The following is a 23,616-nucleotide window of genomic DNA, read 5'->3' on the forward strand; positions in this document are numbered from 1 at the left end:
AGGTAAATATGAACGATGAACGAAAATAAAAAAATAGTCCGATTACATGCAGAAAATCATTCAGCTGAGGCTCTAGGAATCATATTTGCTTACAAACAAAAAGGTGACCACCTTGTTTACAGTATGTATCAAGGAGAAAGCGTTTCTGAGCAAAAAATACCTCTAGAAGAATGGGTCTCGTATGAGCATTTTTTCGAAGCGCTAAATAAAAAGAAAACGCTTATGTACGAGCTTCAAATAAATGATAAACGCTATGTAGTAAACTTAACCCCTTTATCTTACACAGAAAAGCCTGAAATTATGGGACATTGCGTTAATATAACTAGTTATCAAGAGAAAAAAGAACAGATTCAACCTTTTATTTATCATAACGCAGATGCTGTTGCTATCGTTGACTTAGAGGGTAAAACGCTTCAAGTGAACCCTGCGTTTGAGAATACATTTGGCTGGACGTTTGAAGAAATTCATCAAAAGCCTCTTCCGATTATACCTTCGTTTTTAAAGGAGCCCGTGTGCGAACTTCACAAGACTATTCAATCAGGGGAATCGAAAACGGAATTTGAGACTGTAAGACAGCATAAAGACGGGCATTTAATTAATGTAAGCGTCACACTATTTCGCGTTGAAAATATGAATGATTGGCCGTTATGCATTGCGTTTGTCTATCGAGATATAACATCGCGCAAGCAGGATGAGACGGCTTTAAAAGAAAGCGAACAGCGCTACCGAAGTTTGATTGAGTTATCCCCGGAAGCAATTATCGTTCATAGTGAAGGTAAAATTGATTATATCAACCCTGCAGGAGCTAAAGCACTAGGATACAAGAATCCTCAAGATGTATTAGGAGCTTGTGTTTATCAGTTTGTTCACCCTGATTACTATGATGTTGTAAAACAGCGAATTTATCGAATGAAAACAGAAAATAAATCTGTGGATCTGCAGGAAGAAAAGTTTATTCATAAAGACGGTCATACGATTGATGCCGAAACCATTGCCTTTCCTATTCCGTATATGGGAAAGCAGGCCATTCAAGTTTTGTTTCGTGATATTACAGAACGTAAAAAAACTGAAAAATTGCTGCGTGAATCCGCTCAGCTTTCCTTAGTCGGACAGTTAGCAGCGGGTATCGCTCACGAAATCAGAAACCCTCTAACAGCGGTAAAAGGATTTATGCAGTTATTAGAAGAAACGAGCGGTCAGCCTTACTATGTAGAAATGATAAATCATGAGTTAGATAGAATCGAATTGATTGCCGACGAGTTCTTGAGTCTTGCAAAGCCTCAGGCGAAAACCTACAAAGACAAACACGTCCAAGATATCTTAGAGAACACGTTAAAGCTAGCTGAGGTGCAGGGGATTACAGAGAAAATTCACGTAAAGAAAGAGATTGATCTTCATCTTCCTCTCGTATTATGCGAAGAAAACCAGTTAAAACAGGTCTTTAGCAATATATTTAAAAATGCCGTCGAATCTATGCCAAGTGGAGGAACTGTAACGATTCAACTAAAAAGATTTAATCAGGAGAACCTTGTTGTCCGGTTTAGCGACGAGGGGCCAGGCATCACGCAGGAACGAATGCAGCATTTAGGAAAACCTTTTTATAGTACGAAAGAGAAAGGAACGGGGCTTGGACTGATGGTGTGCTATAAGATCATTCGAGAACATAGAGGAGAAATTAACTTTGTAAGTGAACTTGGAAAAGGAACTACCGTAGACATTCTTTTGCCTTTTAAAAAGTAGATTCTACTTTTATAAGCATGAAACCTTTTCTAAAGGGGAATACATGTTAGTGAACGAATAATGAGGTTAAAATAGGAGGGAATACGATGGAACGTATTGAAACGGGAGAGATTTTTACAATTTTAGATGAAAATGATCAAGAGCAAGATATTGAAGTGCTTGGAAAAATGACGATTGAAGGCCACGATTATATTGCCGTTGCGTTTGTGGAAGAAGTTTTAATTGAAACAGAAGAAGAAATTGATGTTTTCTTTTTAAAAATTGAAGATGATGGTGAATGGTCTTCAATTGAAGATGATGATGAGTTTGAAAAAGTATCAGCCGTATTTGAGGAAATGACATCCGCGTAAAAAGAGAGGTTACAACCTCTCTTTTTTTTATTTCTAAATAATATAATATTTAGAATTTTTCTAAAAATATCTTGCTGAATTATTTCCCTTCATTTATGATGAATATGTAACATACCAACCGGTTAGTAAGTAAATGAAAGCGAGGGACTACCGTGTATTTTTCTTACTCTGACAAAGTAGTGAAGCTGCAAAAAGAATTGAGCTCTTTTATGGAAGAGCATATTTATCCAAATGAACGGCTATACGAACAACAGCTGAATGAACAGCCATCTAGATGGTCAGCTGTTCCTCCAATCATGGAAGAGTTAAAAGAAAAAGCAAAGCGAGCTGGGCTATGGAACTTATTTTTGCCAGAAAGCGAATACGGAGCAGGTCTAACAAATGTAGAATACGCTCCTCTTTGCGAAATTATGGGCCGTTCTATTATTGGACCAGAAGCTTTTAACTGCGGAGCTCCTGACACTGGCAATATGGAAGTGCTGGTTCGATACGGAACGCCTGAACAGAAAGAAAAATGGCTAAAGCCTCTGTTAAATGGAGACATTCGCTCCTGCTTTTCTATGACAGAACCGGATGTAGGTTCTTCTGATGCCACAAACATTCAGTGCAGTATTGTAAGAGAAGGCGATGAATATGTAATCAATGGAAGAAAATGGTGGTCTTCAGGTGCGGGAGATCCTCGCTGCAAAATTGCTATTGTCATGGGAAAAAGCGATTTTAACGCATCTAAATATGAACAGCAGTCTATGATTCTAGTTCCATTAAATACTCCGGGAGTTAAAATTGAACGAATGCTGCCAGTCTTTGGATACGATCACGCTCCTCATGGACATGCTGAAATTCATTATGACAATGTGCGTGTGCCAGCATCCAATATGCTTTTAGGCGAAGGAAAAGGGTTTGCTATTGCTCAAGGTAGATTAGGGCCTGGACGTATTCATCACTGCATGCGTCTAATAGGAGCAGCTGAAAGAGCGCTCGAAGAATTATGTAAGCGTATTCAAATTCGTTCTACATTTAATAAGGTGCTTTCTCAGCAAGGGGTTATTCAAGAATGGGTGGCAGAATCGCGTATTGAAATTGAGCAAGCTCGCTTATTAACATTAAAAGCTGCTTATATGATGGACACAGTTGGAAATAAAAAAGCGCGGAAAGAAATTGCCATGATTAAAGTAATAGCTCCTGCTATGGCTTTAAAAGTCATTGATCGTGCCATTCAAGCATTTGGAGCAGCAGGTGTTTCAGAAGACACGCCGCTTGCGGCACTTTGGGCAAATGCCCGCACTTTGCGCCTTGCCGATGGTCCAGACGAAGTGCACAAAGCACAGCTTGCAAGACTTGAGCTAAAATCCTATCAAGAACAGGAGGCAACCTATGCACATAAAGGATCTATTTGATTTAACTGGAAAAACAGCTATTATTACCGGAGGAGGCAGAGGATTAGGAGAGCAAATGGCAGAAGGGCTTGCAGAGGCAGGGGCAAATATTGTTCTATGCTCAAGAAAAAAAGAAGCATGTCAGCAAGTGGCTGATCGATTGGCCACCATGGGCGTAAAAACCCTCGCTTTAGCATGCGACATCAGTCAGCCTGAAGATATTAAAAATGTCGTGCATCAAACGATTGAAACATTTGGACGCATCGATATTTTAATTAACAACAGCGGAGCTACGTGGGGAGCTTCGGCTGAAGAAATGCCTCTTGAAGCATGGCAAAAAGTGATGAATATTAATGTGACGGGCACGTTTTTAATGTCACAAGAAGCTGGAAAAGAAATGATTAAACAAAAAGCTGGTAAGATTATTAACATTGCTTCAATTGCGGGTCTTGGAGGAACGGACCCTCAGTATATGGATACAATCGGGTACAACACGAGTAAAGGAGCGGTCATTACGTTCACGAAAGATTTAGCTGTCAAATGGGGACAGCATAATATTCAAGTTAATGCAATTGCGCCGGGATTTTTTCCTACTAAAATGTCAGGTGCGATTATGGAACAAGGAAAAGATTATTTTCTAAGTCAAACCCCTTTAAAACGCTTTGGCTCCGAAGCTGATTTAAAAGGAGCGGCTGTTTTTCTTGCTTCTGCAGCGTCTAATTATATTACGGGCGATATTCTGACAGTAGACGGTGGAGTTCATGCTATGTGAATAAGAAAGGAGTTACTCAATGGAAGACGTTAAAAAATGGTTTACACCTTATCCAGAAGCCTACACTCATGACATTCACATCGAAGATATTTCACTATTTGATATGCTGAAAGAAACAGCCGAACGTTATCCTGCTCACACAGCCACGCGCATGTATCAGCATACGTTAACGTACCAGGAGCTGTACCACTCAGTTCGCGTATTTGCAGGAGCACTGCAGAAAAAAGGGATTAAAAAAGGAGATCGTGTAGCAATTATGCTGCCAAATTGTCCGCAATATATAATAAGCTATTTTGGCATTGTAGCAGCGGGCGGCATTGTCACTCAGGTCAACCCCATGCTTGTTGAACAAGAACTAGAGCATATTTTACACGATTCCGGCGCAAAAAAAATAATTCTACTCGATGATTTTTATACGAGACTTCAAGAGATAAGGAATCGTGTTGAGATAGAAGAAGCGATAACCGTCAGCTTGCAAAAACCTTTTGTTCCTACATCACCAGACCTTTCCTTCTTAGATTTTCTAACCATTAAGCATGAATTTAATCAGCCGGTCATCCATCCAGCACACGATATTGCTGTTCTTCAGTATACGGGAGGAACGACTGGACCATCTAAAGGTGCGATGCTTACACATACAAACATTTACACAAACGCAGTTCAATCATACGAAATATTTAAGCATGATATTGAATTAGGAAAAGAAAAATGCTTAACCGTTATTCCATTGTTTCACGTATTTGGCATGACTTCCTGTATGCATTTATCAATTCTTTGCGGAAATGAAATATTGCTATTGCCGCGTTTTGATTTAGAAGAAGTACTAAATACAATCAAAAAAGAGCAGCCTAGTATTTTCCCTGGAGTGCCAACTATGTATGTCGCAATTACCAATCATCCGCGGGCAGAAGAATACAATATCGAAAGTATTCGCATCTGCAACAGCGGCAGTGCGCCAATGCCTGTTGAGCTGATGAAAGAGTTCGAACGAAAAACGGGTGCTAAAGTGTTAGAAGGGTACGGCTTATCAGAAGCGGCCCCCGTTACCCATTGCAACCTGCCGTTTTGTGAACGAAAGCCAGGCACAGTCGGACTTGGCGTTCCGCAAACTGCTTATAAAATTGTAGACGTGGCTACAGGAACAAAAGAACTGCCAAGAGGAGAGCTTGGTGAAATAGTGATTAAAGGCCCTCAAGTTATGAAGGGCTATTGGAATCAGCCTGAAGAAACAGCTCACGCGCTTAGAAACGGCTGGCTGTACACAGGAGATATTGGACAGATAGACGAAGATGGGTATTTATCCATTGTTGATCGCAAAAAAGATATGATTATTGCGAGTGGTTTTAATGTGTATCCTCGAGATATTGAAGAAGTTTTATATGAGCACAGCCACATTAAAGAAGCCGTTGTCATTGGCGTTCCGCATCCTTACAGAGGAGAAACAATTAAAGCGATTTTGGTAGTGAAAGAAGGAAAATCTCTTTCTGAAGAAGAGCTTACTTCTTATTGTCGACATCATCTTGCAGCTTACAAAATTCCGCGAATCTTTGAGTTTCGCGCTGAGCTTCCTAAGACCAATGTAGGAAAAATTTTACGAAGAGCACTGCGAGAAGAAGTGGTGAAAGAAACGATGTAAAGAAGCTGAACATAAACAAACTTTTTCAAAAGCTCCCTCTAAGCCATGGTATAATTTGTGAAAATGAGAAAAGACAGAGAGGGTTTGACGATGAAAGATTTGATGATGGAACGAAGCATTCAGCTTTTTGCTCAAAAAGGTTTCAAAGAAACGTCTATTCAAGATATTGTAAATGAATTAAACGTCACAAAAGGAACGTTTTATTATTATTTTAAAAGCAAGCAAGAGCTTTTAATGGATATTCACCTTCAATATATTGAAAGATTAATAGAAAACCAAGAGACGATTCTTGCAGATAAGACAATATCTTATCCTGAAAAGCTGCACAGCATTATTTTTAAACTTGTTCATGATATTGAGAAAGAAGGTCTTCGAGCTAAAGTGTTTTTTCGAGAGATGCGTCATTTGAGTGAAGAACACTTACAGCAAATCATTCCAAAGCGCGATCGTTTTAAAGAAAACGTACAGGAAATTATTGAAAAAGGAATGGAAGCAGGGCAGTTCCGTTCAGATTTGCCTTCAGATATCGTGACGCTAGGCATATTAGGAATGACAAATTGGAGCTATTTTTGGTTTCAGCCGGATGGTGAAAAGTCAGATCGAGAAGTTGCGGCTATTTTTTATAAGATGTTGATGAAAGGTATTCAGTCACAGTAGCTGCTAGGCTGGACAGTGCTCGTAAAAGGTGGGAAAGTATAAGCTCTTTCTCTCCTTTTATATTAAAAGGAGGCTATAACATGAATAGTAAAGATATACAGCGTATTGCTGTCATTGGCGCAGGACAAATGGGACATCAAATTGGTATGCTTTGTGCACTTGGAGGATATGAAACAATTATTCAAGATATGAATGAACAATCACTCATTGAGGCGAAAAATAAGCTGGAAGCAATTATAGACAAGTGGGTTCACAAAGGCAAAATTTCCTCTGATGCTAAAGAAGCCGCATTTCAAAGGTTGTCTTTTACAAGCACATTAAAGGAAGCGGTTTCAAGTGCTGATTTTGTGATTGAAGCTGTTGTAGAAAAGTTAGATGTAAAACAAAGCGTCTTTAAAGAAATAGATGAGTACGCACCAAGTCACGCCATTTTAGCATCGAATAGTTCAACAATTGTTAACTCGCTTATTGCAAGTGCAACAAACCGTCCAGAGCAAATCGTTAACATGCATTTCTTTTTTCCTCCTCTTGTAATGGACTGCGTAGAAGTTGTGATGAGTGAAAAGACAAGTGAACAAACAGCTCAAACGACAATGGAAGTTTGCAAGCAAATTAATCGCACAGCAGTCCTTCTGAAAAAAGAAATCTCAGGTTTTATTGCCAATCGAATTTTAGGAGCGCTGCAAAAAGAAGCCGTTTTCCTTTACGAAAATGGATACGCAGATTTTGAAGACATTGATACGATTTGCAAAAAAGCGCTCAATCACCCGATCGGTCCTTTTGAATTGATGGATCTCTCAGGAATTGACGTCGGATATTTTGTGATGCAGCAGCGCTATAGCGAAACAGGGGACCCTGAGGACAAGCCAGCTGCGTGCATAGAAGAAAAAGTTCAAAAAGGCGAGCTTGGACGCAAAACAGGAAAAGGTTTTTACACATACCACACACAGGGAGTGAAGCAATGATGAAAAAATTTGTACGTATTGAAAAAGAAGAGAAAACAGCTATTGTAACCATTGATAATCCGCCTTTAAATGTAATGAGCCAGGCTGTTGTGCAGCAGCTTGAAGAAACGTATGAAGAGCTTAGTAAAGATCCTGATGTCATTACAATCATTTTAACGGGAGCGGGCGACCGGGCGTTTATGGCTGGAGCTGATATTAAAGAATTTCCACAGCTAATGGGACAAAGCGGTATTAAAGAAGAGTTTATGAAAACCCATCGTGTTTTGCAAAAACTTGAAAACATTGAAAAACCAACAATTGTCGTGTTAAACGGTTTAACGTTTGGGGGAGGGTGCGAACTTTCACTAACCGCTGATATACGCATTGCCGAAGAACATGCTCAAATCGGTCTTCCGGAAGTGAAGCTCGGATTGTTTCCCGGAGGCGGCGGAACTCAGCGTCTTCCGCGCGTAATCGGCGCATCTAAAGCTAAAGAATGGATGTTTGCCGGCAGTCCTGTTTCGGCGGAAGAAGCACTTCATGCAGGCTTTGCCAATCATGTAACGCCTAAAGGAAAAGGGCTCGAAAAAGCAAAAGAGCTGGCTAAGAAATTTAACCGTCACTCTCTTCCGTCACTTTCTCGAATTAAGGCAGCGGTAAACGAAGGAATGAATCGTACACTATCTGAAGGTCTTGAACTTGAGGCAGAGCTGTTTGAAGAAGTCTTTCAAACAGAAGATATTAAAGAAGGAGTATCAGCATTTATTGAAAAGCGTCCCCCTGTTTTTTCACATAAGTAAAGGAGGAGAAAACCATGTATGAAACACAGGTCAAAGTGCGTTTTTGCGAAACAGACGCACTCGGTCACATTAACAATACGAGCTATTTCATTTATTTAGAAGAGGCACGCATTGCTTTTTTTGAAGAAATGGGAGCATCCATGCATACAAAAAAGTGGGAGTATATTTTAGCGTCTACTAAATGTGATTTTGTTGCGCAAGGATATTTTAATCAAGTGTTAACGATTAAAACCTTTGTATCTAATGTCGGCAATAAAAGCTTTACAATTGGCCATGAAATTACCGACAGCAAGACGGGATCGCTGATTGCTAAAGGAGAAGCTGTCATCGTGTACTTTGATTTTGATGCACAAAAAAGCGTTTCTATTCCAGCGGACATTAAGCAGTTTTTGATGAATTATAAAGTAGCTGTTTAACTATAAAAAAGCAGGTGGTAAAAGAATGTCACAAATCATTCCTGTACGAAAAGGAGAGGAATTAAACACGGAAAAACTGCATCAGTTTCTCCGTGTTTCGATTCCTGATTTACCTAAAGAGCCTCTTTTAATCAAGCAATTTGGATCGGGTGCGTCCAATTTAACCTACGCTCTTTCAGTCGGAGAGTGGGAGGCGGTGTTGAGACGCCCGCCATTTGGGCCAGTTGCGCCAAAAGCGCATGACATGGAAAGAGAATACAAGATTTTATCTGTTTTATCGAAATCTTTCCCTCTCGCTCCTAGGCCTAATGTGTTTTGTGAAGATGAAACGGTGGTCGGGAAACCCTTTTTTTTAATGGAGCGAAAGCACGGTGTTCTCATCGACACAGCGTTTCCAAAAGAAGTGAAAGAAACGAGCCAACTTTGCCGTCGTATTTCAGAACAAATGGTAGATGTCCTTGTTCAGCTTCATGACGTTCCTTATAAAGGTACGCTCCTTGAAGAAATCAGCAAGCCTGAAGGTTTTTTAGAACGTCAAGTACACGGCTGGATTCATCGTTATGAAAAATCAAAAACAAGTGACATACTGGAAGTAGAAGCACTAAAGAAATGGTTGACCACACACATCCCCACTTCACAGCATTCAACCATTATTCACTATGATTATAAGCTTAACAATACGTTATTTTCACCGGATGGAAATAAAATTGTAGGATTATTTGACTGGGAAATGACAACCGTTGGAGACCCGCTTGCTGATTTGGGAGTGGCGATGAGCTATTGGATGGAAGACAGCGACCCTGAACTTTTAAAAAGAGGATTGGGGAACCCACCTGTTACTGTGCAAAAAAGCTTTTATTCCCGTCGAGATTTTGTGGAAGCGTATGCTAAAAAAAGCGGACGAGATGTGTCACACATTGACTTTTACCTGAAGTTTGCGTACTTCAAACTTGCTGTCATTTGTCAGCAAATTTATTACCGTTATAAAAAAGGCCAAACAAATGACAAACGGTTTTCACAATTTGGAGAGTATGTAAAAACGCTGATTATTCATGCTCTGCATACAGAACGCGGGCATATATGAAAAGAAAAGTTCACGTAATACTCAAAAAAGAAGAGCTTCTTGCCAAAAAACTAGAAGGAAAAACGGTCGTTATATTTGACATCTTATTGGCTACTTCAACAATTGCGGCTGCTTTACAACAAGGAGCAATAGAGGTTATTCCCGTAAAAAACGAAGAAGAAGCGCGCAATAAAGCAAAAACGTATAATCCTGACGAAATTGCGCTTGTAGGCGAATATAGAGGGAAAACGATTGAAGGCTTTTTTGATCCAAGCCCCAGCACGATAAAGCAGCATGTTCAAGATAAAACGGTTATTTTGTCCACCACTAATGGAACGGTGGCCATTCATAACGCTGAAAAAGCAAAACATGTCTATGCAGCTTCACTGTTAAACGGAGAAGCGGTTGCCAGTGCTGTTTGTCAACCAAGTCAAGATGAAACTGTTTTATTGGTTTGTTCAGGTTCATCCGATCGCTTCTGTCTAGAAGATTTATATGGAGCGGGGTACTTTATAAGCTGTCTTCTGCAACTAAAAACATTTTATTTAACGGATGCTGCAAAAGCCGCACTGCTTTTGTATAAGGCTTATGAGGATTCATCTATTGAAATATTGAAACACTCAGCCGTAGGAGAAATGCTCACTCAGTATGGCTTTCTAGACGAAATTGGCTTTGTAAGCCGGAAAAACGTCTATTCTGTAGTTCCTAAGGTAGTGAAGAAAAAGCTAGTAAACGGGGAGGAAATGATATGTCTGAAATGAAAACCGAAGCAAAAGGCGGATCATTTTTACTTAAAAAAACATCTGCGCAGCACGTCTATACACCTGAAGACTTAACGGATGAGCATCGTATGATCGCTCAGACAGCAAAGCAGTTTATTGAAAAAGAAGTCGACCCTTACCACAGTGACATTGAGCAGCAAGATTTTGATAAAGTAGTAGAATTGATGCACAAAGCAGGCCAACTCGGACTTCTTGCTCACAGTATTCCAGAAGCATATGGAGGACTAGGTCTTGATAAAGTAAGCAAAGGACTCGTCGGTGAAATCATCGGCCGGACAAGCGGATATGGAGTCGCTCATTCTAATCATACATGCATTGCGACACTTCCTATTACGTATTTTGGTACCAAAAAGCAAAAAGAAAAATACTTGCCCAAATTGGCAAGCGGTGAATATATTGGCGCCTACTGTTTGACAGAGCCAGAAGCTGGTTCTGATGCTCTTGCAGCCCAAACAAAAGCCGTATTAAATCCTGAAAAAACGCATTATGTATTAAATGGAACGAAGCAGTACATTACCAATGCTGCCTTTTCAGATACGTTCATCACATATGCAAAAGTAGAGGGAGAACATTTTACCGCTTTTATTGTAGAAAAAGATTTTGAAGGACTGTCTCTCGGGCCAGAAGAAAAGAAAATGGGGATTAAAGGGTCGTCTACTCGCCCGGTTATTTATGAAGATTGTTTAGTACCCGTAGAAAACGTACTTGGACAAGTAGGAAGAGGTCACTTAATTGCGCTGAACGTCTTAAACCTTGGACGTTTTAACTTAGGTTCTGCATGTATGGGCGCAGCGAAATATGCGTTTGAACTTGCTTTAGGTTATACAAAAGAACGCAAGCAGTTTAAAACAGCTATTGCGGAATTTAACGCTTCAAAAGAAAAAATAGCAAAAATGGCGGCTCGTATTTTTGCATCTGAATCTATCCAGTACCGTACAGCTGGTTTACTAGAAGAGGCGCTTGGTGGACTATATGAAAGTGAAAATCATAAGTTAGTAGCTAAACAGCTGGCTGAATTTGCAATGGAATGTTCAGTGTGTAAAGTGTATGGATCGGAAACTCTTGATTTAATTGCCGATGAATCGCTGCAGCTTCATGGCGGAGCAGGATTTATTCAAGAATATAAAATTGAACAAGTATACCGTGACTCACGCATCAATCGTATTTTTGAAGGTACAAATGAAATCAACCGCCTTTTGCTTCCAACTCAGCTTCTAAAAAAAGCAGGCAAAGGAGAAATAGAGCTGAACAAACGAGTAGAACATGCCGTTAGTGAATTGATGAGCGGTCAGTGGGAAATATCTTCAAATGAACTTCTAGCACGAGAAAAGCAGGCTGTTATTACAACAAGGCATTTATTTCTTGCATTGTTAGGAACAGCATTCCAAACGTTTCAGACAAATCTAGCGCAAGAACAAGAAACGCTGATGAAATTAGCAGAAATTGCTATTGGGCTACTCGCTATGGAGTCATCTGTGCTGCGCGTGGAAAAAGCTGTAACCAGAAATGGAGAAGAAAAAGAAACGTTAAAAAGCAAGCTCACAGCAACAGTTGTTAGTGAAACGCTCTTTGAAATTGAAAAGCAGGCTCGACAATTAATAAACGGGATGTTAACGGATGAAAAACACCGACAGTACCGCACAATTCTTGGAAAATGGATGAATGATTTGCAAAGTGAAGGAGAGTTCATGCGCAATCGAGACATCGCCCGTGAATTTATCGACAGCGGACGATATGTTGTATAAGGAGGGGTATTATGATGCTTTTTGAAGGGCAAATAGCTGTTATTACAGGAGCTGGAAGCGGCATTGGAGAAGCGACCGCTCAAAGAATGGCGAAAGAAGGCGCTCGCGTCATTCTTGTGGGGCGAACGAAAGAAAAACTAATACAGGCTGCATCCGCTATTGACACACGGTGTGAACGAAAATGCACAGATATTTTCCCAGCTGACGTAACGAAAGAAGAAGACGTCAAAGAGCTTGCTGAGTTTATAAAAGAAAAGTACGGACAAATTCATTTATTAATTAATAACGCAGGCGGATCTGTTAATTCCACAATCAAAGAAACAACGCTTGAACAGTGGAAACGGGTGCAGGACGTCAATTTAACAAGCGTATTTCTTGTAACAAAACATTTGATTCCTTTTTTAACTGAAGAAATAGCAGAAAATCGCTCTATTGTTAACATCGCTTCTCTTTCAGGACATAAAGCAGGTGCGCAAATCCCCCACTATAGCGCTGCTAAAGCTGCTTTAATCAACTTTACAAAAGCAATGGCATTTGAATTAGCACCTCACGGAATCAGAGTAAACTCTGTGTCTCCTGGATTCGTAGAAACACCTTTAACACAGCCTGGACTTGAAAATGAGCGCTTCACTAAGGCAATCGAAAAAAATACGGCTTTAAAACGTGTAGGTAAACCAGATGAAATTGCAAATGTTATTGCTTTTGCAGCGTCTAAAGAGGCATCGTATATGACGGGAAGTGATTTATTAGTAGACGGCGGGTGGCTTATCGTTTAATACAAAGCAAAGAGGAGGAAGTCGAAATTATGAGTGATTTAGTAGTAGAAAAGCAGGGGACTATTTTATCTTTAACGTTAAATCGACCGGATCGTTTAAATGCATTCAGTGAGGAAATGATTGAAAAGTTAACAGCTGAAATAAAACAGGCACAAAGCGATGAGTCTATTAAAGTGGTTATATTAAATGGAGCGGGGCGCTCGTTTTCTGCCGGAGGCGATGTAAAAACGATGGGCCAAGCATCGGGAGCTGATGTTTATGAACATATCGGCCGTTTAAATGAATGTATTTTAGCGATGCAAAATCTAGAGAAGCCAATTATTTCAGCAGTTCATGGGTTTGCAGCAGGAGCTGCTTTTAATTTAGCTCTCGCTTCTGACTTTATCATCGCATCACAAGAAAGCCGATTTGTATTAAGCTTTTCTCAAGTGGGATTGATTTCAGATGGAGGAGGTCTTTACTTTCTCACAAAGGTCGTTGGCCCCCACAAAGCTAAAGAACTGCTGTTTTTAGCAGAGCCTCTGGATGCCGATACGGCTTACAAAGCCGGTTTTTTGAACCGTGTAGTGCCGTTAGATCAGTTGAAAGATGAGGTTACGTCTTTTGCAAGCCGTTTATCACAAGGGCCAACGAAAGCGTACGGAAAAATGAAAAAAATCGTCAACGATTCATTCCATTTAACGCTAGAACAAGTGCTTGAACAAGAAAGGCTAACGCAAGTTCTTATGGTAGAAACGAGGGATCATCAAGAAGGAATATCTGCATTTAAAGAAAAAAGAAAGCCACTATTTCAAGGGAAATAAGAGGGGGATATAAAAGATGAAAGCTATTCAATTCACGCAGTATGGAGGGCCTGATGTTCTGCAAGTTATCGATATTGCACGCCCTGTACCTAAAAAGAAAGATGTGCTCATTAAAGTTGCGGCAATTGGCGTTAATTATGCCGACGCTGCGCGGCGCGAAGGAGCATATGTAGTCGAAACGCCGCTGCCTTTTATTCCAGGCTCTGAAGTAGCAGGCGAAGTGGTTGAAGTAGGCGAGGATGTACAAGGGATAAAAGTAGGTACAAAAGTCGTGACACTGCTGGGATCTAATCGAGCAACAGGATACGCTGAGTACACGCTGGCAGATTCAAGAGGCCTTATTCCGTTGCCGGAGAATGTGGATTTAACACAGGCCGTTGCTTTGCCTCTTCAAGGACTAACGGCTTATCATATTTTAAAAACAATGGGTCGCCTTGAAAAAGGAGAAATCGTCATCGTTCATGCAGCAGCAGGCGGCGTCGGAACCCTAGCTGTTCAGCTTGCGAAAATTTTTGGAGCTGGAAAAGTTATTGCTACAGCGAGCTCTAAAGAAAAGCTTGAGCTTGCAAAAAAGCTTGGAGCCGACGAAGTGATTAACTATACAGAAACAGGCTGGGAAAAACGGATTTTAGAAGTAACAGAAGGAAAAGGAGCCGATATTATTTTAGAAATGGTAGGAGGGCATATATTCTATGAATCTCTTCAATGTCTTGCACCATTTGGGCGCCTCGTTTTTTACGGAATGGCTAGCGGAAAATCTGTAAAGTTTAACCCTGCTCGCTTGATGGAAAAAAATCAGTCGGTTCTCGGCTTTTTCTTACCTCAAATGATGGCAAAACCAGCACTTTATCAGCAAAGCCTGCATGAGCTATTAAACTACGTGAATTCCGGTCAGTTAAAATTAATGCTGGGCGGTACATTTTCACTTGAAGAAGCAGCACATGTACATCGTCTGCTTCAAGGAAGAAAAACGACCGGAAAATTAGTGTTAGTTCCTTAACAAAACAGCTTCCGTCTCTAATAGGGATGGAAGCTGTTTTAGTTTAAAAAATTGGCTTTCGCCTGCCAAATTTTTAAAAACCGCTTAATAATTTGGCATAAAAATCAGTACTTTTTACTAATTTTTTCTATATTTTAACCCTGGCATGGAAGTTGCATAATAAGTGTTTGAACATATAAAGGAGGAATTGAATATGGTGAGAAATGGAACGGACCGCGTGAAGCGGGGAATGGCAGAAATGCAAAAAGGCGGCGTTATCATGGACGTGATCAATGCAGAACAGGCAAAAATTGCAGAGGCAGCAGGCGCTGTTGCCGTTATGGCATTGGAGCGTGTTCCAGCTGATATTCGTGCAGCAGGCGGTGTGTCTCGTATGGCAGACCCAACAATTGTTGAAGAAGTGATGAACGCTGTATCCATTCCAGTTATGGCAAAAGCCCGAATCGGCCATATAGTTGAAGCACGCGTGCTAGAAGCAATGGGTGTAGACTACATTGATGAAAGTGAAGTGCTGACTCCAGCGGATGAGGAATATCACCTTAACAAAAGTACATTTACGGTTCCATTTGTATGCGGATGCCGTGATTTAGGGGAAGCAGCAAGACGAATTGGTGAAGGTGCTTCGATGCTTCGTACAAAAGGCGAACCAGGAACAGGAAATATCGTGGAAGCAGTGCGTCATATGCGCCAAGTCAACGCTCAAGTACGTAAAGTGGTAGGCATGGATGAAGACGAGTTAATGACAGAAGCCAAACTATTAGGTGCCCCTTATGAGCTATTACTGCAAATTAAACGTGAAGGCCGCTTACCGGTTGTAAACTTTGCAGCAGGCGGCGTAGCAACACCCGCGGACGCAGCGTTAATGATGCAGCTTGGAGCAGACGGCGTGTTCGTGGGTTCAGGAATCTTTAAATCAGACAACCCTGAAAAATTTGCGCGAGCAATCGTTGAGGCAACAACCCATTATCAAGATTATGAACTCATTGCAAGCTTGTCAAAAGGGCTAGGAAGTGCAATGAAAGGAATTGAAATTTCATCATTATTACCAGAAAATCGTATGCAAGAACGCGGCTGGTAATAAGTAATAACTTTTAAACTTAGTTAGGAGAATGATCATGGGGAAATATACAATAGTCGATAAAGAAACGTGTATTGCGTGCGGCGCATGCGGAGCTGCGGCACCTGATATTTATGATTATGATGATGAAGGAATTGCGTTCGTTATCCTTGATGATAATCAAGGCACTGTTGAAGTGCCCCAAGAGTTAGAAGACGATTTAATAGATGCGTTTGAAGGCTGCCCAACAGAGTCCATCCGTATAGCAGATGAAAAGTTTGATGGAGATTCGAATAAATTTCAATAAAGCCGAATAAATAAAAAAATAGAAAGTTTTTTTAAAAGAAAAGAAGGATTTTGTCTAGAAAAGGCGAAATATTAGTTGTGTAAGAACATATCTTTTTAAAAATGAAAGCACTTACATAACTAAAAGCATATGAGTTAGTCTCATTTGACCTTTCAGAATTATTAGTGTAAATGTGCGGAGTAATTAAATAGTTTTTAAAAGGAGATTAAGGGGCATGCAAATACTGAATACAGTCATTGTGACAGGATATGCAAAAGCTCCACAGGGAACTTCCATGTATGAAATGTATAAGCATGCGGGAATTGTACTAGAAGTGGATCTGACAGAGCATAAAATTGTAAATGCTGAGTTTACGTTTATTACGGAGCTGACGCAAAATTTTTTCCGGAAGCTGCTTATTGGTTACTGCCTTGCAGATGGAATTGAACCTCTTATTGAACGTATTCAAAATTATTATTTTGCTCCATCTCAACAGGCGATTATCGTAGCGCTTCAGGCTGCAATCCAACGTTACTGGGATAATGTGAATCAAAAAATTACATAGCGTTTGGTTAGAATAAAGTGAGAAGACAACCTCTTTTCATGGTCTTATTAAAACCAAGCAGACACACACGCTTTACAAAGAATGGGGGACGTCCCTGTTTCTTTGGGGAGTCATTGTGTCCTGCTTGGTTTTTTTCGTGTAAAGCGCTGTGAAATATAAAAAGAAAAGGAGGAAACAAAATGAACAAAATCATCACGCGCGAAGAAGCAGTAGGAAAAATAACTGATGGCGCACGCATTATGGTAGGTGGATTTGGTCTTGTAGGAAGCCCGCTCAGTCTAATTGAGGCGATTGCCAAATCAAACCTTAAAGATTTAGAGATTATTAGTAATAACCTCGGTGAACCTGGAAAAGGATTGGGTATATTGGTTCAAAGAAAACAAGTAAAAAAAGCTATAGGTTCGTATTTCACTTCCAATCCTGAAGTTGTGCATGCCTATCAACAACAAGAACTTCAAGTGGAGCTTATCCCGCAAGGAACAATGTCCGAGGCTATTAGAGCAGGAGGTGCGGGCATTGGAGGATTTTACACACCTGTGAGCGTAGGGACTCAGCTCGCTGAAGGAAAAGAAGAACGAGTATTAAAAGGAAAGAAATATGTTTTGCAAGAATCGCTGCACGCAGATGTAGCGCTTATAAAAGCTAAAAAAGCAGACCGACTCGGAAATCTTATTTACAGCAAATCAGCAAGAAACTTTAATCCAATGATGGCAACGGCCGCTGATATCGTGATTGCTGAAGTAGAAGAAGTGGTTGAAGTTGGACAAATTTCTCCTGAAGAAATTATCACTCCTCATTTATACGTTACTTATATCGTAGTGAAAGGAGAAAAATAAGATGAACGTCAAACAATATATTGCTGGGCGCGCTGCAAAAGAGCTTTGTCACGGAGATGTAGTGAACTTAGGGATAGGGATTCCTACTTTGGTTGCTAATTATATTTCACCCGATGTTCACGTGTTTTTACATTCAGAAAACGGAATTCTCGGCGTTGGCCCTACTCCTGAAGAAACCTATATAGATCCAGAGCTTGTGAATGCTGGGAAGCTTCCCGTCACGGTCTTGGAAGGTGCCTCATTTTTTAACAGCGCCGATTCTTTTGCGATGATACGCGGAGGTCATGTGAATGTATCCATTCTTGGAGTGCTTCAAGTAGATGAAGCAGGGCGAATTGCGAACTGGGCTGTCCCCGGGAAAAGTGTTCTTGGCGTAGGAGGAGCAATGGATTTATTAGAAGGATCGAAAAAAGTGATTGTGACGACTCTTCATACGAATAGTCAAGGAGAGTCAAAGCTAGTTAGGAATTTAAGCTATCCGCTTACTTCAGAGCGACGAGTCGATATGATTATTACGGAATTAGCTGTCTTTTCGGTAACCGATCTTGGTCTTGAACTTCTTGAAACAGCTCCGGGTGTTTCTTTAGAGGAAGTAAAACAAAAAACAGAGGCTTCTTTTCATGTTTCTACATTGTTTAGCAAAGACAATGAGGTGACGGCATAATGGCAGTGATTGTAAATGCATTTCGAACTCCTATTGGAAAGTTTGGCGGTTCGCTTGCAGATACGCTTCCAGAAGAACTAGTCTCTCTTGTGATGAAAAACAATTTGTCTTCAGCCGGATATACATCAGAGATTGTTGATGAAATTATTGTCGGACAAACGAAACAAAGCGCTCATGCTCCTAATATAGCGAGAGTAGCCGGGCTTAAAGCTCAATTCTCTGAACGTATTCCTGCTTATACCGTGCACCGCCAGTGCGGCTCAGGCATGCAGGCTGTGATGAATGGCGCTATGTCCATTTTATCAGGTCAAGCCGAAACGGTATTAGCTGGAGGAGTGGAAAGCATGTCTCAAGCACCGCACTATACGGTAGGCACTCGTTTTGGTTTTCACGTTGGTGATTTAACACTCTATGACTCTAACACAGAAAGTCAGCCAAAATCACAGCCTGAAACGCTATACGGAACGTTTACAATGGGACAGACGGCGGAGTGGCTTGCTGAAAAGTATAGCATTAGCCGTACGGAGCAGGACGAGTTTGCTTTTTATAGTCAGGAAAAAGCTAGGCGGGCTATAGAACTTGATTTGTTCGAAGAAGAAATTATACCGGTTCCTGTAAAAGAAGGAATGAGGCATTTTGCAACAGATGAATTTCCTCGTCTTACTAGCAAAGAAAAGCTTGGTACGCTTAAGCCCGTTTTTCAAAGAAATGGAACGGTGACAGCCGGAAATTCATCCGGAAGAAACGATGGCGCTTCGATGCTGCTGATGATGTCGGAAGAAAAAGCTGAGCACCTCGGATTAACACCTATGGCAAAGGTTGTGTCGTTTGCCGCAGCCGGCGTCTCTCCAAAGGAAATGGGAATTGGCCCCGTTTCTGCTTCGCAAATTGCTTTAACTAAAGCCGGTTTAAGCTTAAATGATATGGACTTAATTGAACTAAACGAAGCATTTGCCGCCCAAAGTATTGCTTGCTTAAGAGAATGGGACATCACATCAGAGAAAGTGAATGTAAACGGAGGAGCAATTGCGCTTGGACATCCTTTAGGCTGCTCCGGGGCAAGAATCATCACAACTCTGTGTCATGAGCTCCACAAGCAAAAAAGACGATACGGCCTTGCTACTATTTGCGTTGCAGGAGGATTAGGAATGGCGATGGTGGTGGAAAGATGGACGAAATAAAAAGAGATTATGTTTTTCATAGAGATTTAACAAAAAAGTACCCTATGATTACGCACGGTCAAGGAAGCTACTTAATAGATGAACAAGGAAAAAAGTATTTAGACGGCTGCTCCGGGGCCGTAGCGGCAAACTTAGGGCACGGCATTGTAAAAATAGCCGAGGCGATGGCTGATCAGGCTAAAAAAGCGGCGTTTGTTCATACATTACGTTTTGAAACAGATGTTTTGCATAAACTTGCAGGAAAAATCGGTAAAATGGCTCCACTCCATTTAAACAAAGTCTATTTTACATCAGGAGGATCAGAAGCCAATGAAAGTGCATTAAAATTAGCAAGGCAATATCACAGAGATGCCGGAAAGACGCAAAAACACATCGTAATCGGAAGGTGGCAGTCCTATCACGGAAATACGATAGGGGCACTATCAGCTGGAGGAGATGTAAAAAGACGATATCCTTACACACCTAATCTTTTACATTTTGCGCACGTTTATTCTCCTTATTGTCATCGCTGTCCGTATAATCGCAATCAAGAAGACTGCGTGGCAAATCAAAACTGGAGCTGCATCACCGATATTGAACGCACCATTTTAGAGCTTGGTCCAGAAAATATTTCAGCTTTTATCGCAGAGCCGATTGTAGGAAGTCAGCAAGGAGCTGTCGTGCCTCCGCTTGACTATTTCAAAAAAGTACGTGAGCTTTGCAGCCGCTATGACATTCTTTTGATTGTTGATGAAGTGATGACAGGCTTTGGGAGAACAGGAACTGATTTTGCAGTGGAACAATTCGGAATCGAACCGGATATTTTAACGTTTGGTAAAGGAGTTTCAGCAGGGTACGCTCCTTTAGGAGGAATGGTTGTTCATGACCGTCTGATTCAAGGACTGTTAGAAAATAGCGGCGGAAAATTCCTTCACGGCTATACGTACAGTGGACATCCTGTTTCGATAGCGGCAGGACTTGCTGCTTTGGACATGTATGAAGAAGTAAATATCCTTCAAAATGTAGAAACTCAAGGTGCGTATTTAATGGAATGTTTAGTAGCGCTGCAGCGCAAGCATCCGTATATTTCAGATATTCGCGGCCGCGGACTTTTAATTGGATTAGAACTAATGAAAGACGCCAATCAACAGATATTTTTCGAGCCAGGCGAAGCAGCCAGCGAAAAGCTCAATGAAATTTGTATGGAGCTTGGAGGCGTATTTTATCCAGGGTCCGGATCTGTAGATGGACATAAAGGAGAACATATCATTATTAGTCCTCCTTTAAATATAACGAAATCAGAAGTTGATGAAGTAGTGAGATTGCTAGATCATGCGTTTTCTATTTTTCATCAGCACATAAGAAAGGATGAGTCATATGAAAGTGCAAAATAAAACAGAAGAGCTTCAAATCAAAGGCAAAAAACATTTATCACCCGTGATGACAAGAGTAACAGAGCTTGTTATTGAAAAAGCGCACGGTGCGAAATTTTGGACAGCTGATGGCACGGAATACATTGATTTTGTATCAGGAGTAGCTGTCAATGCAGTAGGTCATACACATGAAAAGATGGTAGAAGCGATTAAAAAACAAGCAGATCAGCTGCTTCACCTCGGTTTAAATTACGGATACTATGAAACAGCTGTGAATTTGGCGGAAAAACTTGCGCAAATTACGCCAGGAAACTTAGATACGGTTTTCTTTTCAAACTCAGGCGCAGAAGCTATTGATGGAGCGCTTAAGTTAGCAAAAGCGGCCACTGGCAGACCAGCGATTATTGCTTTCGAAGGTTCTTTTCATGGCCGTACATTAGGAGCTACAGCTATTACGGCTTCAAGCTCCAAGTACCGAAGCTACTACGAGCCGATTTTGGGAGAAGTGTATCACGCGCCTTATCCGTATCCAAGTCAGCTTCCTAATATTGACGAGGAAGAAGCGGAAGCATATTGCTTAAATCAACTGCAAAAGCTGTTTGAACTGCGAGTGGATCCTTCACGCGTAGCGGCGATTGTTATTGAGCCAGTCATGGGCGAAGGAGGCTATTACCCTGCTCCTTCTAGCTTTTTACGCGCACTGAGAGACATAGCGAATGATTATGGCATTCTGCTTATCTTTGATGAAGTGCAAACGGGATTCGGGCGCACTGGAAAAATGTTTGCCGCAGAACATGCTGGAGTCACACCAGATATTTTAGTTTTAGCAAAAGCTCTTTCCGGTGGTATGCCACTAGGAGCGATTGTAGCAAGCCGAGAACTGCATGAGAAATGGCCAACAGCCGGACATGGTTCTACTTTTGGTGGAAATCCAGTATCGTGCGCAGCTGCTTTAGCTAACATTTCAATCATTGAAGAAGAAAAGCTTGTAGAGCGCAGTGAAAAAGTAGGTGCCGATATTGTGAAACGTCTTCAGCATTCTATCGGACATTTACCGGCTATTAAAGAGGTTAGAGGAATTGGCATGATGATTGGCATTGAATTTCATGTTGAAACAGCAGCTGCTTATGTTCCTGCCATTAAATCAAAAGCGCTGGAAAGAAGACTGCTTATCATGAACTGTGGAGTCAAAGGGCAAACCATTCGCTTAATGCTGCCGCTGAATATTGATAAAGACGTGCTGAATCAAGGGCTGTCTTTATTAGAAGAAGTCATCACAGAAGCAGTTTCAATTAACTAGCTTTTTAAATGAAAAGGAGGGTAACGATATGAGTCAAACTAAAACCGAACTGTTGCAAGGAGATTTATATATTAACGGCGAGTGGGTAAGTGAAGAGGAGCAAACCTATTTTAAAAGTATAAACCCTGCAACACAAGAGCTCGTCGGAATGTGCGCAGCCGCTACGGCTAGTCAAGTCGATGCTGCCGTAAACGCGGCTAGTAAAGCCTACAGCCACTGGAAAAATATATCTATTCCTGAACGTGCAGCATTTTTAACAAAAGCAGCTGGGCTTTTTGAAAACAGAAAAGAAGAGCTAGCCCAAGTAATGACAAAAGAGATGGGAAAACCGCTATCAGAATCCATAGGGGAAGTTGGTGTCGTCATTGCAACAGCTCAGTATATGGCGGGAGAAGGAAGACGTTTGTTTGGCGAAATAGTGCCCGCTGGCTTTCCTGACCGAGATATAAAAATGGTTCGCGAACCGCTTGGAGTTGTGGCATGTATTACACCTTGGAACTTTCCTGTTTCTCTCGCTTCTTATAAAATGTTTGCCGCTTTAATTGCTGGCAATACCGTTGTCTGGAAGCCGGCTTCAGAAGTGGCGCTCTCAGCGAAGATTTTTATGGAAGTATTGCACGCTGCGGGGCTTCCAAAAGGAACGATTAACTTGCTTACAGGATCGGGCAGAATTGTTGGACAAAAGCTTGCTACGCACTCTGAAGTGAAAATCATCTCATTTACAGGTTCTACGGAAGTTGGTCAGCAATTAGCAGAAATGAGCAGCAAAACCTTAAAGCGTATTTCTTTAGAGCTAGGAGGAAAAAACGCGGTTATCGTATTAAAAGATGCCAATCTGGATAAAGCAGCAGAGGGAATCGTTAAATCAGCATTCACGACAACGGGTCAGCGTTGTACCGCAGCTAGCAGAGTCATCGTGGAGCGTTCAGTAAAAGAAGAGCTGTTGAAAAAAGTAATAGCTCTTACAGAAGAAATGAAGATTGGAAATGGTCTTGATGAAGGGGTTGCAATAGGACCGCTTGTTAATGAACAGCAGTGCCGTTTAGTAGAAGATTACGTACAAAAAGCGGTAGAAGAAGGCGGGAATATTGCGCTCGGAGGTCGTGCTTTATCAGAGTTAGGAACTTGTTATTACATGCCTACAATCATCGATAACGTCCATTCAAATCACACAATTGCTCAAGAAGAGATTTTTGGTCCCGTGCTTGCTTTTATTGAAGTAGATGGCTACGAAGAAGCAATGAGCGTCAATAATGGAACGGTGTACGGACTTTCCACTTCTATTTATACAAGCAGCTTGCACTATGCCAGCCGAGCTGCCAAAGACGCTGTTAGCGGATTAGTCTATATCAATAACGGAACATCTAATGCTGAAATGGGGGTAGCATTCGGTGGAATGAAAATGTCTGGCAACGGCCACAGGGAAGTTTCTCATCATGCATTTGATGTGATGACAGAATGGAAGTCTGTCTACACCAACTATTAATCTCGCACCTTAGCGAAAAGGAGGAGCAC

At 41.1% G+C, this 23,616-nt stretch carries 24 protein-coding genes; all 24 read left to right on the forward strand.

Features of this window, described 5'->3' with window-relative positions:
• Window positions 1-15 precede the first annotated feature (15 nt).
• Window positions 16-1,740, forward strand: coding sequence for a PAS domain-containing sensor histidine kinase (locus MKX72_RS11800; RefSeq protein ID WP_033578973.1), 1,725 nt, complete (start codon window positions 16-18; stop codon window positions 1,738-1,740).
• An 86-nt stretch (window positions 1,741-1,826) separates the two neighbouring features.
• Entirely contained in the window at window positions 1,827-2,090 is a 264-nt protein-coding gene (locus MKX72_RS11805; protein WP_013057050.1) for a DUF1292 domain-containing protein, read from the forward strand.
• Window positions 2,091-2,242: 152 nt separating this feature from the next.
• Window positions 2,243-3,487, forward strand: a complete 1,245-nt coding sequence (locus tag MKX72_RS11810) for an acyl-CoA dehydrogenase (protein ID WP_098626425.1) — start codon at window positions 2,243-2,245, stop codon at window positions 3,485-3,487.
• Complete coding sequence (locus tag MKX72_RS11815) at window positions 3,465-4,238, forward strand: SDR family oxidoreductase (RefSeq protein ID WP_033578975.1); 774 nt, start codon at window positions 3,465-3,467, stop codon at window positions 4,236-4,238. Before MKX72_RS11810 ends, MKX72_RS11815 begins: the two co-directional genes overlap by 23 nt.
• Before the next feature lie 19 nt (window positions 4,239-4,257).
• A complete protein-coding gene (locus MKX72_RS11820) occupies window positions 4,258-5,874 on the forward strand; it encodes a long-chain-fatty-acid--CoA ligase (protein ID WP_154991344.1) in 1,617 nt (538 codons plus the stop codon).
• A 90-nt stretch (window positions 5,875-5,964) separates the two neighbouring features.
• A complete protein-coding gene (locus tag MKX72_RS11825) occupies window positions 5,965-6,531 on the forward strand; it encodes a TetR/AcrR family transcriptional regulator (protein ID WP_028413348.1) in 567 nt (188 codons plus the stop codon).
• An 80-nt stretch (window positions 6,532-6,611) separates the two neighbouring features.
• A complete protein-coding gene (locus MKX72_RS11830) occupies window positions 6,612-7,496 on the forward strand; it encodes a 3-hydroxyacyl-CoA dehydrogenase family protein (RefSeq protein WP_033578977.1) in 885 nt (294 codons plus the stop codon).
• Window positions 7,493-8,275, forward strand: a complete 783-nt coding sequence (locus tag MKX72_RS11835; protein WP_034266144.1) for an enoyl-CoA hydratase — start codon at window positions 7,493-7,495, stop codon at window positions 8,273-8,275. The genes MKX72_RS11830 and MKX72_RS11835 overlap by 4 nt, the downstream gene beginning before the upstream one ends.
• A gap of 14 nt (window positions 8,276-8,289) precedes the next feature.
• Window positions 8,290-8,691, forward strand: coding sequence for an acyl-CoA thioesterase (locus MKX72_RS11840; protein ID WP_033578978.1), 402 nt, complete (start codon window positions 8,290-8,292; stop codon window positions 8,689-8,691).
• Window positions 8,692-8,716: 25 nt separating this feature from the next.
• Complete coding sequence (locus tag MKX72_RS11845) at window positions 8,717-9,775, forward strand: phosphotransferase family protein (RefSeq protein ID WP_154991343.1); 1,059 nt, start codon at window positions 8,717-8,719, stop codon at window positions 9,773-9,775.
• A complete protein-coding gene (locus MKX72_RS11850) occupies window positions 9,772-10,515 on the forward strand; it encodes a 2-phosphosulfolactate phosphatase (RefSeq protein ID WP_154991342.1) in 744 nt (247 codons plus the stop codon). The genes MKX72_RS11845 and MKX72_RS11850 overlap by 4 nt, the downstream gene beginning before the upstream one ends.
• The gene (locus tag MKX72_RS11855) at window positions 10,503-12,281 is read left to right on the forward strand and encodes an acyl-CoA dehydrogenase family protein (RefSeq protein ID WP_155008116.1); all 1,779 of its coding nucleotides are present in this window, start codon (window positions 10,503-10,505) and stop codon (window positions 12,279-12,281) included. The genes MKX72_RS11850 and MKX72_RS11855 overlap by 13 nt, the downstream gene beginning before the upstream one ends.
• A 14-nt stretch (window positions 12,282-12,295) precedes the next feature.
• Window positions 12,296-13,057, forward strand: a complete 762-nt coding sequence (locus MKX72_RS11860) for an SDR family NAD(P)-dependent oxidoreductase (protein WP_155008251.1) — start codon at window positions 12,296-12,298, stop codon at window positions 13,055-13,057.
• Window positions 13,058-13,086: 29 nt separating this feature from the next.
• Complete coding sequence (locus MKX72_RS11865) at window positions 13,087-13,860, forward strand: enoyl-CoA hydratase/isomerase family protein (RefSeq protein WP_028413341.1); 774 nt, start codon at window positions 13,087-13,089, stop codon at window positions 13,858-13,860.
• 16 nt (window positions 13,861-13,876) lie between these two features.
• Entirely contained in the window at window positions 13,877-14,860 is a 984-nt protein-coding gene (locus MKX72_RS11870; RefSeq protein ID WP_049164545.1) for a quinone oxidoreductase family protein, read from the forward strand.
• Window positions 14,861-15,053: 193 nt separating this feature from the next.
• Window positions 15,054-15,938 (forward strand): pyridoxal 5'-phosphate synthase lyase subunit PdxS, encoded by an 885-nt coding sequence (gene pdxS, locus MKX72_RS11875; RefSeq protein ID WP_014460089.1) that lies wholly within the window; start codon window positions 15,054-15,056, stop codon window positions 15,936-15,938.
• Window positions 15,939-15,975: 37 nt separating this feature from the next.
• Window positions 15,976-16,224, forward strand: coding sequence for a ferredoxin (locus MKX72_RS11880; protein ID WP_013057065.1), 249 nt, complete (start codon window positions 15,976-15,978; stop codon window positions 16,222-16,224).
• A gap of 214 nt (window positions 16,225-16,438) precedes the next feature.
• Window positions 16,439-16,768: a DUF3870 domain-containing protein gene (locus MKX72_RS11885; RefSeq protein WP_013057066.1), complete on the forward strand. Its 330-nt coding sequence runs from the start codon at window positions 16,439-16,441 to the stop codon at window positions 16,766-16,768.
• Window positions 16,769-16,947: 179 nt separating this feature from the next.
• Window positions 16,948-17,604 (forward strand): CoA transferase subunit A, encoded by a 657-nt coding sequence (locus tag MKX72_RS11890; RefSeq protein WP_028413338.1) that lies wholly within the window; start codon window positions 16,948-16,950, stop codon window positions 17,602-17,604.
• A 1-nt stretch (window position 17,605) separates the two neighbouring features.
• A complete protein-coding gene (locus MKX72_RS11895; RefSeq protein ID WP_033578984.1) occupies window positions 17,606-18,268 on the forward strand; it encodes a 3-oxoacid CoA-transferase subunit B in 663 nt (220 codons plus the stop codon).
• Window positions 18,268-19,449, forward strand: a complete 1,182-nt coding sequence (locus MKX72_RS11900) for a thiolase family protein (RefSeq protein ID WP_049164550.1) — start codon at window positions 18,268-18,270, stop codon at window positions 19,447-19,449. Before MKX72_RS11895 ends, MKX72_RS11900 begins: the two co-directional genes overlap by 1 nt.
• The gene (locus tag MKX72_RS11905) at window positions 19,437-20,822 is read left to right on the forward strand and encodes an aminotransferase family protein (protein WP_033578986.1); all 1,386 of its coding nucleotides are present in this window, start codon (window positions 19,437-19,439) and stop codon (window positions 20,820-20,822) included. Before MKX72_RS11900 ends, MKX72_RS11905 begins: the two co-directional genes overlap by 13 nt.
• The gene (locus MKX72_RS11910; RefSeq protein WP_034266166.1) at window positions 20,806-22,101 is read left to right on the forward strand and encodes an aminotransferase class III-fold pyridoxal phosphate-dependent enzyme; all 1,296 of its coding nucleotides are present in this window, start codon (window positions 20,806-20,808) and stop codon (window positions 22,099-22,101) included. Before MKX72_RS11905 ends, MKX72_RS11910 begins: the two co-directional genes overlap by 17 nt.
• A gap of 28 nt (window positions 22,102-22,129) precedes the next feature.
• A complete protein-coding gene (locus MKX72_RS11915) occupies window positions 22,130-23,587 on the forward strand; it encodes an aldehyde dehydrogenase family protein (protein ID WP_154991337.1) in 1,458 nt (485 codons plus the stop codon).
• The last annotated feature ends 29 nt before the right edge of the window (window positions 23,588-23,616 follow it).

This window comes from Priestia sp. FSL R5-0597, assembly GCF_038006305.1.
Classification (GTDB): domain Bacteria; phylum Bacillota; class Bacilli; order Bacillales; family Bacillaceae_H; genus Priestia; species Priestia zanthoxyli.